The sequence below is a fragment of the Ancylobacter sp. Lp-2 genome (assembly GCF_020523795.1).
Taxonomy (GTDB): Bacteria; Pseudomonadota; Alphaproteobacteria; order Rhizobiales; family Xanthobacteraceae; genus Ancylobacter.
Genome location: NZ_JAJALI010000005.1, coordinates 99,598 through 113,856 on the forward strand (window position 1 = coordinate 99,598; position 14,259 = coordinate 113,856).

Consider the following 14,259-nt stretch of genomic DNA (forward strand, 5'->3'; position numbering starts at 1 on the left):
CTTGCATCAATCGCTGCAAAACTCTCATTTGATTCAGCAATAATTTCCTCGCACCTTGGCGGCAAGAAAATCGGGAGCTGTCCGCGCGGCCCGGGTGGACGTCGCCACAGGGCGACGCATCCCGGCCGGACGGAACCAGCCCGGCGGTCGACGTACCGCCACGGTCGACCGACCCCACGCCAACAAAACAGCCCGCCAAAACAACAACACGCCAAAACCAACGCCCGAGGAAACGCATCATGGCCATCAATCGCCGCGCCCTTCTGGCGAGCGCCGGATTGGCGTTCGCCGTCTCCCCCTTCGCCCACGCGGCGCTGGCGGACGACAATGTCGTGAAGATCGGGCTGATCGCCCCGATGACCGGCCCGTTCACCTCCACCGGCCGCATGCTGGAGGAGGGCGCGAAGCTCTACATGAAGCAGGCGGGCGACACCGTCGCCGGCAAGAAGATCGAGCTGATCGTGCGCGACGACACCGGCGTCGCCGACGTCACCAAGCGCATCGCCCAGGAAATGGTCGCCAATGACGGCGTCACCATCCTCACCGGCTTCGGCCTGACGCCGCTGGCACTGGCCGTCGCGCCGCTGGCGACCCAGGCCAAGGTGCCGGAGATCGTGATGATGGCGGCGACCTCGGTGGTGACCGAGCGCTCGCCCTTCATCGTCCGCCCGGCCTTCACCCAGGCGCAGACCACCGTGCCGCTGGCCGACTGGGCCTATAAGAACGGCATCCGCAAGGTGGTCAGCATCGTCGCCGACTACGCGCCGGGCCTCGATTCCGAAGCCGGCTTCAACAACCGCTTCAAGGCGGAGGGCGGCGAGGTGCTCGAAGCCATCCGCGTGCCGCTGAGCACGCGCGACTTCGCCCCCTTCCTGCAGCGCGCGGTCGACGCCAAGCCGGAGGCGCTGTTCGTGTTCGTGCCGACCGGCCTCGGCGCGGCGCTGATGAAGCAGTTCGTCGAGCGCGGCCTCGACAAGTCCGGCATCAAGGTGCTCGGCGAAGGCAGCGTCACCGAGGACGACATCATCACCCAGATGGACGATTCCGTCCTCGGCATGATCACCGCGCATCATTATTCGGCGGCTCACAAGAGCCCGGAGAACGCCGCCTTCGTCGAGGCGTTCCGCAAGGCCTATGGCCACCGGCCCAACCACATCGCCGTGCACGCCTATGACGGCATGCGCCTCGTCTACGAGGCCCTGAAGAAGACCGGTGGCTCGACCAACGGCCAGCAGCTGGTCGATGCCATGAAGGGCCAGTCCTGGGAGAGCCCGCGCGGCCCGGTCACCATCGACCCCGCCACCCGCGAGCCGATCCAGAACATCTATATCCGCCGCGTCGAGCGCGTGGATGGCGAGCTCTACAATGTCGAGTTCGCCACCATCCCCAACGTCAAGGACCCGTCCAAGGCCGGGCTCTGAACACGGAAACAGGGGAGGAAGCCATGCTCAATCGACGCTCGCTCATCGCCGGCCTCGGTCTCGCCGGCGCCTGCGCACCGACCATCCTGCGCGCACAGGCCGGATCCTCGCAGAACTGGCCCTCGCAGGTGGTGAAGATCGTGGTGCCGTTCACGCCCGGCGGCAGCACCGACGTGCTGGCCCGGCTGATTGCCGCCAAGATTGCCCCGGTCCTCGGCGGACCCGGCTTCATCGTCGACAACAAGCCGGGTGCCGGCGGCACCATCGCCGCCGCGCAGGTGGCGAAGGCGGCGCCGGACGGCCACACGCTGATGATGGGCCATATCGGCACGCTGGCCTTCAATCCGGCGCTGTATCCCGACCTGCCCTACGACCCGATCCGCGACTTCGAGCCGGTGGCGCTGGTTGCCTCGGTGCCGAACATCCTGGTGGTCAACCCGGAGGTGCCGGCCAAGGACTTCCAGGAATTCGTCGCCTATGCCAGGGCCAATCCCGGCAAGCTCAACTACAGCTCCGGCGGCCAGGGCAGCGCCGCCCACATCGCCGGCGCCTATCTCGCCTACAAGGCCGGCTTCGAGGCGGTGCACATTCCCTACAAGGGTACGGCGCCATCGGTGGTCGACCTCGTCGCCGGCGTCGTGCAGTTCACCCTCACCGGCGGGCCGGCGGTGCTGCCCTTCGCCAGCAAGGGCCAGCTCAGGGCGCTCGGCATCGCCAGCGCCGAGCGCGCCTCCTTCGCGCCGCAGCTGCCGACCATCGCCGAGAGCGGGCTGCCCGGCTTCGAGGCGGTGCAGTGGTACGGCATCGTCGCGCCGAAGGGCACGCCGCGCGACATCGTCGACCGGCTGAACCGCGCGATCAACGCCGAGCTCGCCACGCCCGAATTCGCCGCCGTGCTGGAAAGAGACGGCGCCGTCGCCACTCCCCGTTCGCCGGAGGCCTTCGGCGAACTGATCGCCTCGGAACTGCCGGTCTGGCGCGAGGTGATCACCCAGGCCCAGATCAAAGCCGGAGGTTGACCGTGCAGAACCGCGTAAGGTGCATGCTGGTGAGGGGTGGAACCTCCAAGGGCGCCTATTTCCTCGCCTCCGAGCTGCCGCAGAAGCGCGAGGCCCGCGACGCCCTGCTGCTGGCGGTGATGGGCTCGCCGGACAAGCGGCAGATCGACGGGCTGGGCGGGGCGCATCCGCTCACCAGCAAGGTGGCGATCGTCTCGCCCTCCGCCGATCCGGACTGCGACGTCGACTTCCTGTTCGCGCAGGTCGGCGTCGACACGGCGAACGTCGACACCACGCCGAATTGCGGCAACATCCTCGCCGGCGTCGGCCCGTTCGCCATCGCCCGCGGGCTGGTGACCGCCGAGGAGCCGGTGACGGTGGTGCGGGTCCGCACCCTCAACACCGGCACCATCGCCGACCTCAATGTCGAGATCGCCGATGGCGAGGCCCGCAGCGAGGGCACGGCACGCATTGACGGCGTGCCCGGCACCTCGGCGCCGATCCAGATCGGCTTCCGCGACACCGAGGGCTCGGTCTGCGGCACGCTGCTGCCGACCGGCAATGCGGTCGACGTGGTCGACGGCGTCGAGGTGACGCTGATCGACAACGGCATGCCGGTGATCGTGCTGCGCGCCGCCGATGTCGGGCGCACCGGCTATGAGAGCCGTGAGGCGCTCGACAAGGACACCGAGCTGAAGGCGCGCATCGAGCGCATCCGGCTGGCCGCCGGGCCGCTGATGAATCTCGGCGACGTCTCCGGCAAGGTGGTGCCGAAGATCGCGCTGGTCGCCCCGCCGCAGGCCGGCGGCGCCATCTCGACGCGCAGCTTCATCCCGCATGAGTGCCACGCCTCGATCGGCGTGTTCGCCGCGCTCACCGTCGCCACCGCCGCCGCCCTGCCCGGCTCGCCGGCCGCCTCGGTCGCTCAGCTGCCGCCGGGGCGCGAGAAATCGGTGTCGGTGGAGCATCCCACCGGCGAGTTCACCGTGCACCTGACGGTCGGCGGCACGCCGGACCGCCCGGTGATCGAGCGCGGCGGCCTGCTGCGCACCGCCCGCATCCTGATGGACGGCTACGCCTATGTCCCGGCCCGCGCCGCCTCGGCATCGACCGAGGCGCTCCGCGCCGCCGAATGATCGAAGCCGAGAGGCAAAACCGAAAGGACCAAGTTCGCATGTCGAGCCTGCAGAAGACAGGTCTGGTCGTCACCGCGCATCCCGGCGACTTCGTATGGCGGACGGGTGGCGCGGTCGCGCTGCACGTCAAGCGCGGCTACAAGGTGAAGATCCTGTGCCTCTCCTATGGCGAGCGTGGCGAGAGCCAGTTCGCCTGGAAGAAGGCCGGGGTGAAGATGGAGGACGTCAAGGCGCAGCGCCGCGACGAGGCCGAGCGCGCCGCCGCCATCCTCGGCGCCGAGATCGAGTTCATGGACGCCGGCGACTACCCGCTGCGCACCACCGAGGCGATGCTGGAGCGCGCCGTCGACATCTTCCACGAGCTGAACCCGAGCTTCGTGCTCACCCACTCGCTGCAGGACCCCTATAACGTCGACCATCCCGAGGCGACCCGCTTCGCCCAGGAGGCGCGCATTATCGCCCAGGCCGCCGGCCACAAGCCGGACCCGAACCGCCCCTATGCGGCGCCGCCGGTGTTCCTGTTCGAGCCGCACCAGCCGGAGCAGTGCAACTACAAGCCGACGCTGATCCTCAACATCGATGAAGTTTGGGAAGTGAAGCGCCGCGCCTTCGAGGTGCTCGCCGCCCAGCAGCATCTCTGGGAGTACTACACCCGCGTCGCGCTCAATCGCGGCATGCAGGGCGGGCGCAATTCCGGCCGCTCCATGACCTATGGCGAGGCCTATCAGCGACTGTTCCCCGAAGCCGTGGAGATGCTGGCATGAAGCCCGTCGTCGTTCGTACCAACAAGCGGGCCGACGCCGCCGACATCGCCACGCTCGGCGAGCTCGGCGTCTCCACCACCCATGAGGCGTTCGGCCGGCTCGGCCTGATGAAGCCCTATCTGCGCCCGATCTATCCCGGCGCGCAGATCGCCGGCACCGCCGTGACCGTGCTCGCCCAGCCGGGCGACAACTGGATGCTGCACGTCGCCATCGAGCAGGTGAAGCCGGGCGACATCGTGGTGGTCGGCTGCACCGCCGACAACACCGACGGCATGTTCGGCGACCTGCTCGCCACCTCGCTGAAAGCGCGCGGCGGCATCGGCCTCATCACCGATGCCGGGGTGCGCGACGTCAAGGTGCTGAAGGAGATGGGCTTCCCGGTCTGGGCCAAGGCGATCTCCGCCAAGGGCACGGTGAAGGCGACGCCGGGCAGCGTCAACGTGCCGGTGGTGTGCGGCGGCGTGCTGGTCAATCCCGGCGACGTGGTGGTGGCCGACGACGACGGCATCGTCGTGGTGCCGCGCCTGGAGGCCGCCGCGGTCGCTGCCGCCGCCCGCCAGCGCGAGGCCAATGAGGAGGAGAAGCGCCAGCGCCTCGCCTCCGGCGTGCTCGGCCTCGACATGTATGCGATGCGCGAGCCGCTCGCCAAGGCCGGCCTCGTCTATATCGACGACCCGGAAGGCTGAGCGCGATGCTGACCATCCTCTTCGACGGCGTGGCCTACGGGATGCTGCTCTTCATCCTGGCGTCCGGCCTCGCCGTCACGCTGGGCCTGATGAACTTCGTGAACCTCGCTCACGGGTCCTTCGCCATGGCGGGAGGATACGTCACCGTGGTGCTGATGCAGCGCTACGGCATGGGCTTCCTGGCGACGCTGCCGGTCGCCTTCCTGGTGCCGGCGCTGATCGGCGCCGTGCTGGAGCGCACGCTCTACCGGCCGCTCTACGACAAGTCGCATCTCGACCAGGTGCTGTTCTCCATCGGCCTGGTGTTCATGTCGGTGGCGGCGGTCGACTACTTCATGGGCTCGCAGCAGCAGCTGGTGCATGTGCCGTCCTGGTTGCAGGGCCGGTTCGACGTCGCCGGCGTCGGCATCGGCCGCTACCGCAGCTTCGTCATCGCGGTGTGCATCGTCATCGCGGTGCTGCTGCAATTCGTGCTGACGCGCACCCGCTTCGGCAGCCAGTTGCGCGCGGCGGTGGACGACCAGCGGGTGGCGCGCGGGCTCGGCATTGAGGTCGGCACGCTGTTCACCCTCACCTTCGCCATCGGCTCCGGCCTGGCCGGCCTCGGCGGCGCGCTCGGCGCCGAGATGCTCGGCCTCGACCCGACCTTCCCGCTGAAGTTCATGATCTACTTCCTCATCGTGGTGACGGTCGGCGGCCGCGCCGGGCTGATCGGCCCCTTCCTCGCCGCGCTGCTGATCGGCGTCGCCGATGTGGCCGGCAAATATTACCTGCCGCAGGCCGGCGCCTTCATCATCTATGCGGTGATGATCCTGGTGCTGCTGATCCGGCCGCAGGGCCTGTTCGCGGCGGCGCGATGAACATGGCCAGCCCGACCACTCCCCTCCCCGCCGCCGGCACGGCGGCAAACGCGGCAACCGCCGCCGGCACCGCGGCAAACGTCGCATCGCCCGCGACTGCCCCCGACACCGCCAGCCCGGCCCGCGCGCTCTTGCGCCGCCGCCGCGCCTGGAAGCCGGCCGAGTTCCTGTTCTGGGGCGCGGCGCTGCTGGCGCCGCTGGCGCTGCCGCGCTCCATGCTGCTGATGAACGAGATCGCCATCCTCGGCCTGTTCGCGCTGTCGCTCGATCTCATCCTCGGCTATGCCGGCATCGTCTCGCTCGGCCATGCCGCCTTCCTCGGCGTCGGCGCCTATGCCGCCGGCCTGTTCGCGCTCAATGTCAGCGCCGATCCGCTCGCCGGCCTCGTGGTGGCGATGCTTGCCGCCTCGGTGCTCGGCTTCCTGACGAGCTTCCTGGTGCTGCGCGGCACCGATCTCACCCGGCTGATGGTGACGCTCGGCGTGGCGCTGCTGCTGTTCGAGGCCGCCAATAGCTGGCGCTCGCTCACCGGCGGCGCCGACGGCCTGCAGGGCATCGCCATGGACCCGGTGCTCGGCCTGTTCGACTTCGACCTCAAGGGGCGCACCGCCTATTTCTACTCGCTGGCCGTGCTGTTCCTGCTGTTCCTGGCGGCGCGGCGGATGATGGGCTCGCCCTTCGGGCTGTCGCTGCGCGCCCTGCGCGACAACCGGCTGCGCGCCTCCGCCTCGGGGGTGGGGGTCAACGGCCGGCTGGTGCTGGTCTACACGCTCGCCGCCGCCTATGCCGGCGCCGCCGGGGGGCTGCTCGCCCAGACCACCCAGTTCGTCTCGCTCGACGTGCTGGAGTTCCACCGCTCGGCCGACCTGATGCTGGTGCTGATCATCGGCGGCACCGGCTGGCTCTATGGCGGGCTGATCGGCGCCGTGCTGTTCGAGCTGTTCCAGGACGTCGTCTCCGCCGCCACGCCGCAATACTGGCAGTTCTGGGTCGGGCTATTGCTGGTGGTCTTCGTCTCCGGCGGCCGCGAGGCGGTACACAAGGCCGGCGCCGCGCTGCGCCAGCGGGTCGCCGCGCTGTTCGGAGGGCGCCGCCCATGAACGCCCCGGTTCTCGAGACCATCGGCCTCGTCAAGCGCTTCGGCGGGCTGCTGGCCACCAACAACGTGTCGTTCCGCCTCGAACGTGGCGCCCGCCATGCGCTGATCGGCCCGAACGGCGCCGGCAAGACCACCTTCGTCAACCAGTTGACCGGCGTGGTGAAACCCACGGAGGGACAGATCCGCCTCGAAGGGCGCGACATCACCGGCAGCCGGCCGGAGGCGCGGGTGCGGCTCGGCATGAGCCGCACCTTCCAGATCAACCAGCTATTCCGCACCATGACGCCGCTGGAGATGCTGCTCCTGGTGCTCGGCGAGCGCGAGGGACGCGGGCTCCGCTTCTGGAGCCGGCTCGACGCGCGCGGCGACCTCGTCGACGAGGCGGCGGCGATCGCCGCCCGCTTCCGCCTCGACGACGCGATCGACACCACCATCGCCACCCTGTCCTATGGCAAGCAGCGCCAGCTGGAGATCGCCGCCGCCTTCGCCGCCCGCCCGCGGGTGCTGCTGCTCGACGAGCCGGCCGCCGGCGTGCCGGAGGCCGAGCGGCAGGACCTGCTCAACATCGTCGCCGACCTGCCCGAGGATGTCAGCGTGCTGCTGATCGAGCACGACATGGACCTCGTCTTCCGCTTCGCCACCCGCATCACCGTGCTGGTGAACGGCACGGTGATCGCCGATGGCGAACCCGCCGCCATCGCCGCCGATCCGGCGGTGCGCGCGGCCTATCTCGGGGAGGGCGAGGATGCGTGAGATCCTCCATGTCGAAAAGCTCAGCGCCGGCTATGGCCAGGCCATGGTGCTGCACGATATCGGCTTCTCGCTCGGCGAGGGGCGCAGCCTCGCGCTGCTCGGGCGCAACGGCGTCGGCAAGACCACGCTGGTGAACAGCCTGATCGGCGTCACCCGCCGCACCGCCGGCACGATCCGGCTCGGCGGCGCCGACGTCACCGGCTTCGGCCCGGAGAAGCGGGCGCGCGCCGGCATCGGCTGGGTGCCGCAGGAGCGCAACATCTTCCGTTCGCTCACCGTGCTGGAGAACCTCACCGCCGTCGCCCGGCCCGGCCCGTGGACGCCGGCGCGAGTGTTCACCATGTTCCCGCGGCTCGGCGAGCGGCGCGGCAATATGGGTGACCAGCTGTCCGGCGGCGAGCAGCAGATGCTCGCCATCGGCCGCGCTCTGGTGCTCAACCCCAAGCTGCTGCTGCTCGACGAGCCGACCGAGGGGCTGGCGCCGATCATCGTCGAGGAGCTCTTGAAGGCGCTGCGCGACATCTTCCGCGCCGAGGGGCTGGCGGCCATCATCGTCGAGCAGCACGCCCGCAAGATCCTGAAGATCACCGACGACGCGCTGATCCTCGAACGCGGGCGGGTGGTGCACAGGGCGGCAAGCGCCGCGCTGGTCGAGGACGCCGACACGCTGCAGGGCTTCCTCGGCGTGGCGCGCGCGGCGGCATAAGAAACGGCGGGCTTCGAACCCGCCCAACCAATGGAAAAAGGCAGGAAATGACGCCCGAACCGATCCACGACATCGCCCATCTCGCGCATGTCGAGCTCTTGACCGACAAGCCGGCTGAAAGCCTCGATTTCTTCGTCAATATTCTCGGCCTCACCGAGAGCGGGCGCGAGGGCGACAGCGTGTTTCTGCGCGCCTGGGACGATTACGAGTTCCACACCCTCAAGCTGACCGCCGCGTCGCACACCGGCATCGGCCATGTCGCCTACCGCACCACCAGCGAGCAGGCGCTGGCGCGCCGCGTCGCCGCCATCGAGAAGCTCGGCGCCGGCATCGGCTGGGTCGAGGGCGATCTCGGCCATGGCCGCGCCTATCGTTTCCACGACCCCGACAAGCATGTGTTCGAGATCTATTTCGACACCCACAAATATGTGCCGCCGGCCGAGGAGCGCCCGGCGCTCAAGAACCAGGCACAGCGCAATCACGGGCGCGGCTGCGCGGTGCGCCGGCTCGACCATGTCAACCTGCTCGCCCGCGATGTCTCGGCGGTGCGCGCCTTCCTGCCGGCGGCGCTGGGCAGCCGGGTGACCGAGCAGATCGTGCTGGATTCCGGCGAGGTGGCCGGCTGCTGGTTCACGGTGAACAACAAGAGCTACGACATCGCCTATACGCGCGACTTCACCAATAGCGAAGGGCGCTTCCACCACGTGACCTATGCGGTGGACCAGCGCGAGCACGTGCTGGAGGCGGCCGACGTCTTCCTCGAGAACGGCGTGTTCATCGAGACCGGGCCGCACAAGCACGCGGTGCAGCAGACCTTCTTCCTCTATGTCTACGAGCCGGCCGGCAACCGGGTGGAAGTCGCCAATGCCGGCGCCCGGCTCATCCTCGATCCCGACTGGCAGACCGTCACCTGGACCGAGACCGAGCGGAAGAAGGGCCAGGCCTGGGGGCTGAAGACCATCGAGAGCTTCCACACCCACGGCACCCCGCCGGCGGCGGGGGGCGACCACTGAGGCCTGCGGGGCTGCCGGACCGGCGGCCCCCCTTGGCGGAACGGACGACCGCCGGAGGGCACGCCCCCGGCGGCGATGGGTGTGGCGCCACGCAGGCGCCGAACCCTGCGGTCAGTTGGTGGTGCCGCGCGTCTTCTTCAGCTCGGCCTGCACCTCGTCCCACAGCGGCTGGCCGACATTGTCGATGACGGTCTTGGTCACCGGCGCCGCCTTCTCGCGCAGCTTGGCGACTTCCTCGGCCGGCATCACGGTGACGTCCATGCCGTCGGCCTTGAGCTGGTCGAGCGCCTTGGTGGCCTCGGCGCGGGTGTCGGTACGCTCGAAGTCGCGCGAGGCGATGGCGGCCTCGATCAGGATCTTGCGCTCGTCCTCGGACAGCTTGTCCCACCACACCTTGCTCGCCGTCATGATCCACGGGCTGTACACGTGGTTGGTGACGGTAAGGTACTTCTGCACCTCGTAGAACTTCGAGGAGACGATGGTGGTGTAGGGGTTCTCCTGGCCGTCGACCGCCTTGGTCTCCAGCGCGGTGAACAGCTCGGCGAAGGCGAGCGGCACGGCATTGGCGCCGGCGGCCTTGAAGGTGTCGATGAACACCGGGTTCTGCATCACCCGCAGCTTCACGCCGGCGAGGTCCTCGGCCTTCTCGATCTTGTGGCGGCTATTGGTGAGGTTGCGGAAGCCGTTCTCCCAGTAGACCAGCCCGACGAGGCCCTTCTCCTGCAGCTTGTCGAGCAGCTTCTGGCCGACCGGGCCGTCGAGCACCGCGTCGGCTTCCTTCTCGTTGGCGAACATGAAGGGCACGTCCCAGATGGCGAATTCCTTCACCGTGCCGACGAGGGTGGCGGTGGAGCCGACCATCATCTCCTGCGCGCCGCCGATCAGGGCGTTCTGCATCTGCGGGTCCGGGCCAAGCGTGGCGGCGCCGAAGGTGCGCACCTTCAGCTTGTTGCCGGAGCGCTTGGCGACTTCCTCGGCGAACAGACGGGCGGCGCGGCCCTGGTTGCTGTCCTCGTTGAGGCCGTAGCCGAAGCGGATCAGCCGCGGCTGGATGTTCTGCGCATAGGCCTCGGCGCCGAACGACAAGGCGAGCGCCGCGACGGCGGCGGTGAGCAGCAGCTTCTTCATGGGTGTTCCTCCTCTCGATAATTGGTGGCGCGGCGAAAAACTGGCGTCAGTGCAGCCAGCTCGCCGGCACGGTGATGATTTCGGGAAAGGCGACGAACAGGCCGATCAGCGCCGTATAGGCGACGACATAGGGCCAGACCCCGCGGATGATGCCTTCCATGCTGACCCGGCCGACGCCGCACACCACGTTCAGCACGGTGCCGACCGGCGGGGTGAGCAGGCCGACCGCGCCGACCATCACGAACATCACCCCGAAATAGACCGGGTCGATGCCGGCCTTGGTGATCAGCGGCACCAGCACCGGGGCGAGGATCAGGATGGTCGGGGTGAGGTCCATCGCGGTGCCGACCAGGGTCAGCAGCACCACGATGGCGGCCATCAGCCATTTGGGATGGTCGAGCATCGGCTCGAGCAGCGCGATGACCTGGCCCGGCAGCTCGGCCAGCGTGATCATGTAGGCGGTGACCATCGCGGCGGCGACCAGGAACATCACCACCGCCGTGGTCTTGGCGGCGGAGACCAGGAGGCGCGGCAGGTCGGCAAGCGAGATCTCGCGATAGACGAACAGGCCGACCAGCGCCGCATAGACCGCCGCCACCACCGCCGCCTCGGTCGGGGTGAAGAAGCCGGCGCGCATGCCGCCGATGATGATCACCGGCATGACCAGCGCCCAGACGCCGTCGACCATCGCCTGGAAGCGCACGCGCCAGGACTGGCGCGGCTGCACCGGGACGTTCTCCTTGCGGGCGACCCACATCCAGATCAGCACCAGCGTCACGCCCATGAGCAGGCCGGGCGCGATGCCGGCCATGAACAGCTTGGTGATCGAGATGTTGGTGGCGACGCCGTAGATGATGAACGACATGCTCGGCGGCAGGATCGGCGCGATGATGCCCGCCGAGGCGATGAGGCCGGAGGAGCGCTCGAGGTTGTAGCCGTTGGAACGCATCATCGGGATCAGCAGCGCCGCGACGGCGGCGGTGTCGGCGATGGCCGAGCCGGACAGGCTGGCCAACACCACCGCGGTGCCGATCGCCACATAGCCGAGCCCGCCCTTGATGTGGCCGAACAGGGTGACGGCGATGTTGACGATCCGCCGCGACAGGCCGCCGGCATTCATTAATTCGCCGGCGAGCAGGAAGAACGGCACCGCCATCAGCGGGTAGTTGTCGGCGCCGCCCAGCATGTTCTGGGCGAGCAGCTGCGCGTCGAAGAAGTCGAGCTGGTACATCAGCGCGACGCCGGTCAGCATCAGCGCGAAGGCGATCGGCATGCCGACGGCCATCAGGCCCAGCAGCGAGCCGAGGAAGAGGGCGATGGTCATGACGGCTTCCCCGAATGCGGCGGGTTGCTGGCGGGCGCGAATTCGCGCTCGAATTCGCGGATTTCCTCGGCGTCGGCGGTCTCGCGCACCTGCACCAGCTCGGCATCCGACATCCGCCCCATGAACAGGCGGATGAGGTCGACGACGAACAGCACCGCCATGGCGACGGAGGCCACCAGCCCGGCCGCGGCGAAGCTCGCCAGCGAGATGTTGGTCACCGGCATGCGGCTGTTGAAGCCGACGATCACCTGCTGCCAGCTGCCCTGCGCGAACAGCCACAGCGCGTAGAGGATGAGCAGGTTGCACACCACCAGGCAGAGCTTCTGCAGGCCGCGCGGCAGGCGCTGCACCAGCATGTCGACGCCGACATGGGTGCGCTCGCGCACCGCGAGCACGGCGCCGAGGAAGATCAGCCACACGAAGGCGAGGCGGGCGATCTCCTCCGAGGAGGCGATGCCGGTGCCAAACAGGTAGCGGCCGGCGGCATTGGTGAAGACGAGGACCACCATCAGCACCAGCAGGGCGCCGATGGCCCACTCGACGAGGGTCTGTATGCGATTGAAGAGCGCGTTCATGGCGCCGGCTCCCGTTGATCGAGGCCAGCGAGGCGCCGTTCGGCTTCCTCGACCAGCGCTTCGGGCGGCATGTCGATGGAGAGGGTGACGGCCCGCTCGTCGGCGCCGGGAGGCTCCAGCGTGGCGAACTGGCTGTCGATGAGGCTGAGCGGCATGAAATGACCGGCGCGGGCGGCCATGCGCGCTTCGATGAGCGCGCGGTCGCCGGCGAGATGCAGGAACATCACCCGCGGGCTCGCGGCGGCGAGCTGGTCGCGATAGGCGCGCTTCAGCGCCGAGCAGGACACCACCAGCCCGTCGCCGGCGCGTGCCGCCTCGGCGAGGCGCTCACCGATGGTGGCGAGCCAGCCATGGCGGTCCACGTCGGTGAGCGGCTGGCCCTGCGCCATGCGCGCGACATTGGCCGGCGGGTGCAGGTCGTCACCCTCGACGAAGGCCCAGCCATTGCGCGCCGCCAGCGCCGCGCCGGCGCTCGACTTGCCGCAGCCGCACACGCCCATCACCACCACGAGGGGGGCGGGCGACGAGATCGGCGAGCTCATGGGGAAGGGTACGCCGAGAAGACAGCGCTAACAGGCACAGTTCCGTTCTCCCTATCGGTCGCGGCGCGATGGCCAGACGACGGCAGATGATCTGCTCTTGTTGTGAAGATGAGTTATGTTAGCGCTGTCATGCGTTGTTGTAAAGCACGCCCATCGGCTGGGGACGCACCGTCTCCGGGCGCTTTGTGCTCTCGCGGATCTGCAGCGCGAAGCCGGTATCGACCACCCGTTCGGCCGGGCGGCGGCCGGCAATGGCGGCGCGGGCCATCTGCACCGCGCGCGAGCCGATCTCGTAGCGCGGCGTGCGCACGCTGGTGAGCGAGGGACAGGCCGCCGCCATCATTTCGAGGTCGTTGAAGCCGGCGATCCCCATGCTCGCCGGCACCGCCAGCAGCGCGCGCTGGCATTCGAACAGCGCGCCGAGCGCGAGGTCGTCATTGTTGCAGAACACCGCGTCGGTGTCGGGCATGCGGGCGAGCAGGTCGCGCAACAGGTCGCGCCCCAGCGACACGCTGGACGAGGCCGGCGTGGTGGTGATGCGCGCGGGATCGTAGAGGCCGGCCTCGGCCAGTGCGGCGCGATAGCCTTCGAGGCGGCGCTGGGTACGCGGGTCCATGCGGGCGCCGAGAAAGCCGATCCGCCGGTAGCCGGCCTCCAGAAGATGGCTGGTAACCGCATGCCCGCTCGCTTTGTGCGAGAAACCGACCATCATGTCGACCGGGTCGTCGCCGAGATCCATCACCTGCACCACCGGGCAGCCGGCGGCGGCGAGCAGCGCCCGCCCGCGCTCGGTCTGGTCGATGCCGGCGACGATCAGCGCCGCCGGGCGCTGGCTGAGGAAGGTAGCGAGCAGGCGCTCCTCCTCGATCGGCGAGTAGCGGCTATTGCCGAGCTGCACCTGGTAGGGGGTCTGCGCCAGCCCGTCATAAATGCCGCGCAGCACGTCGGCGAACACGTTGTTGGTGAACGAGGGAATGATGACGCCAATGACGTCGGTGCGCGCCGAGGCGAGCGCGCGGGCGTGCTGGTCCGGCACATATTCCAGCTCCCGCACCGCCTCCTCGATCTGCTGGCGCAGCTGCGGCGACACCCGCTCGGGATCGCGCAGCGCCCGCGACACGGTGATCGAGCTCACGCCGGCGCGCTTGGCCACGTCGGCGATGGTCGGGCGCCCGCCGCTCCGTCTCTTGCGCATCTGCGATTCCCTCTCCGGCTTTTGGCCATGATAGCGCTGACATGGCACCGTTTGCACTA

The 14,259-nt window shown here is 69.0% G+C and carries 15 protein-coding genes; 10 read left to right on the forward strand and 5 right to left on the reverse strand.

The annotated features are described in order from the left end of the window. Positions 1 to 239: 239 nt before the first annotated feature. The 10 genes from LGR54_RS14045 to LGR54_RS14090 are packed head-to-tail and all read left to right on the forward strand — an operon-like array spanning position 240 to position 9,436. Positions 240 to 1,421: an ABC transporter substrate-binding protein gene (locus tag LGR54_RS14045; RefSeq protein ID WP_230362620.1), complete on the forward strand. Its 1,182-nt coding sequence runs from the start codon at positions 240 to 242 to the stop codon at positions 1,419 to 1,421. Between the two features lie 23 nt (positions 1,422 to 1,444). Beyond that, positions 1,445 to 2,440, forward strand: coding sequence for a tripartite tricarboxylate transporter substrate binding protein (locus LGR54_RS14050; RefSeq protein WP_230362621.1), 996 nt, complete (start codon positions 1,445 to 1,447; stop codon positions 2,438 to 2,440). A 2-nt stretch (positions 2,441 to 2,442) separates the two neighbouring features. After that, positions 2,443 to 3,555 (forward strand): 4-oxalomesaconate tautomerase, encoded by a 1,113-nt coding sequence (locus LGR54_RS14055; RefSeq protein WP_370638204.1) that lies wholly within the window; start codon positions 2,443 to 2,445, stop codon positions 3,553 to 3,555. 38 nt (positions 3,556 to 3,593) lie between these two features. Next, positions 3,594 to 4,319 (forward strand): PIG-L deacetylase family protein, encoded by a 726-nt coding sequence (locus tag LGR54_RS14060; RefSeq protein ID WP_230362622.1) that lies wholly within the window; start codon positions 3,594 to 3,596, stop codon positions 4,317 to 4,319. After that, complete coding sequence (locus LGR54_RS14065; RefSeq protein ID WP_230362623.1) at positions 4,316 to 5,005, forward strand: 4-carboxy-4-hydroxy-2-oxoadipate aldolase/oxaloacetate decarboxylase; 690 nt, start codon at positions 4,316 to 4,318, stop codon at positions 5,003 to 5,005. Before LGR54_RS14060 ends, LGR54_RS14065 begins: the two co-directional genes overlap by 4 nt. Positions 5,006 to 5,010: 5 nt before the next feature. Further along, entirely contained in the window at positions 5,011 to 5,865 is an 855-nt protein-coding gene (locus tag LGR54_RS14070) for a branched-chain amino acid ABC transporter permease (RefSeq protein WP_230362624.1), read from the forward strand. A 2-nt stretch (positions 5,866 to 5,867) separates the two neighbouring features. Further along, the gene (locus tag LGR54_RS14075) at positions 5,868 to 6,965 is read left to right on the forward strand and encodes a branched-chain amino acid ABC transporter permease (protein WP_230362625.1); all 1,098 of its coding nucleotides are present in this window, start codon (positions 5,868 to 5,870) and stop codon (positions 6,963 to 6,965) included. Beyond that, positions 6,962 to 7,717, forward strand: coding sequence for an ABC transporter ATP-binding protein (locus LGR54_RS14080; RefSeq protein ID WP_214008711.1), 756 nt, complete (start codon positions 6,962 to 6,964; stop codon positions 7,715 to 7,717). Before LGR54_RS14075 ends, LGR54_RS14080 begins: the two co-directional genes overlap by 4 nt. Continuing rightward, on the forward strand, positions 7,710 to 8,423 hold the full coding sequence (locus LGR54_RS14085) for an ABC transporter ATP-binding protein (protein WP_230362626.1): 714 nt from the start codon (positions 7,710 to 7,712) through the stop codon (positions 8,421 to 8,423). The genes LGR54_RS14080 and LGR54_RS14085 overlap by 8 nt, the downstream gene beginning before the upstream one ends. 47 nt (positions 8,424 to 8,470) lie before the next feature. After that, the gene (locus tag LGR54_RS14090; RefSeq protein ID WP_230362627.1) at positions 8,471 to 9,436 is read left to right on the forward strand and encodes a catechol 2,3-dioxygenase; all 966 of its coding nucleotides are present in this window, start codon (positions 8,471 to 8,473) and stop codon (positions 9,434 to 9,436) included. Positions 9,437 to 9,547: 111 nt separating this feature from the next. Here the strand turns inward: LGR54_RS14090 and LGR54_RS14095 are convergent, their stop codons facing one another. The 5 genes from LGR54_RS14095 to LGR54_RS14115 all read right to left on the reverse strand — a co-directional run bounded on the left by LGR54_RS14095 (position 9,548) and on the right by LGR54_RS14115 (position 14,200). Continuing rightward, a complete protein-coding gene (locus LGR54_RS14095) occupies positions 9,548 to 10,564 on the reverse strand; it encodes a TRAP transporter substrate-binding protein (RefSeq protein ID WP_230362628.1) in 1,017 nt (338 codons plus the stop codon). 46 nt (positions 10,565 to 10,610) lie between these two features. Continuing rightward, the gene (locus LGR54_RS14100; RefSeq protein WP_230362629.1) at positions 10,611 to 11,888 is read right to left on the reverse strand and encodes a TRAP transporter large permease subunit; all 1,278 of its coding nucleotides are present in this window, start codon (positions 11,886 to 11,888) and stop codon (positions 10,611 to 10,613) included. Next, entirely contained in the window at positions 11,885 to 12,463 is a 579-nt protein-coding gene (locus tag LGR54_RS14105; protein ID WP_230362630.1) for a TRAP transporter small permease, read from the reverse strand. Before LGR54_RS14105 ends, LGR54_RS14100 begins: the two co-directional genes overlap by 4 nt. Continuing rightward, on the reverse strand, positions 12,460 to 13,005 hold the full coding sequence (locus LGR54_RS14110; RefSeq protein ID WP_230362631.1) for a gluconokinase: 546 nt from the start codon (positions 13,003 to 13,005) through the stop codon (positions 12,460 to 12,462). Before LGR54_RS14110 ends, LGR54_RS14105 begins: the two co-directional genes overlap by 4 nt. A 127-nt stretch (positions 13,006 to 13,132) precedes the next feature. Beyond that, positions 13,133 to 14,200 carry a LacI family DNA-binding transcriptional regulator gene (locus tag LGR54_RS14115; RefSeq protein WP_230362632.1) on the reverse strand — a complete coding sequence of 356 codons (1,068 nt, stop codon included), beginning with the start codon at positions 14,198 to 14,200 and terminating at the stop codon, positions 13,133 to 13,135. Positions 14,201 to 14,259 lie beyond the last annotated feature (59 nt).

Bases quoted from the DNA above. Each gene is read 5' to 3' on its own strand.
- LGR54_RS14070 (WP_230362624.1), top strand. From the start codon at position 5,011: ATGCTGACCATCCTCTTCGACGGCGTGGCCTACGGGATGCTGCTCTTC.
- LGR54_RS14060 (WP_230362622.1), top strand. From the start codon at position 3,594: ATGTCGAGCCTGCAGAAGACAGGTCTGGTCGTCACCGCGCATCCCGGC.
- LGR54_RS14110 (WP_230362631.1), bottom strand. From the start codon at position 13,005: ATGAGCTCGCCGATCTCGTCGCCCGCCCCCCTCGTGGTGGTGATGGGC.
- LGR54_RS14115 (WP_230362632.1), bottom strand. From the start codon at position 14,200: ATGCGCAAGAGACGGAGCGGCGGGCGCCCGACCATCGCCGACGTGGCC.
- LGR54_RS14075 (WP_230362625.1), top strand. From the start codon at position 5,868: ATGGCCAGCCCGACCACTCCCCTCCCCGCCGCCGGCACGGCGGCAAAC.
- LGR54_RS14090 (WP_230362627.1), top strand. From the start codon at position 8,471: ATGACGCCCGAACCGATCCACGACATCGCCCATCTCGCGCATGTCGAG.
- LGR54_RS14095 (WP_230362628.1), bottom strand. From the start codon at position 10,564: ATGAAGAAGCTGCTGCTCACCGCCGCCGTCGCGGCGCTCGCCTTGTCG.
- LGR54_RS14045 (WP_230362620.1), top strand. From the start codon at position 240: ATGGCCATCAATCGCCGCGCCCTTCTGGCGAGCGCCGGATTGGCGTTC.
- LGR54_RS14105 (WP_230362630.1), bottom strand. From the start codon at position 12,463: ATGAACGCGCTCTTCAATCGCATACAGACCCTCGTCGAGTGGGCCATC.
- LGR54_RS14080 (WP_214008711.1), top strand. From the start codon at position 6,962: ATGAACGCCCCGGTTCTCGAGACCATCGGCCTCGTCAAGCGCTTCGGC.
- LGR54_RS14085 (WP_230362626.1), top strand. From the start codon at position 7,710: ATGCGTGAGATCCTCCATGTCGAAAAGCTCAGCGCCGGCTATGGCCAG.
- LGR54_RS14100 (WP_230362629.1), bottom strand. From the start codon at position 11,888: ATGACCATCGCCCTCTTCCTCGGCTCGCTGCTGGGCCTGATGGCCGTC.
- LGR54_RS14050 (WP_230362621.1), top strand. From the start codon at position 1,445: ATGCTCAATCGACGCTCGCTCATCGCCGGCCTCGGTCTCGCCGGCGCC.
- LGR54_RS14065 (WP_230362623.1), top strand. From the start codon at position 4,316: ATGAAGCCCGTCGTCGTTCGTACCAACAAGCGGGCCGACGCCGCCGAC.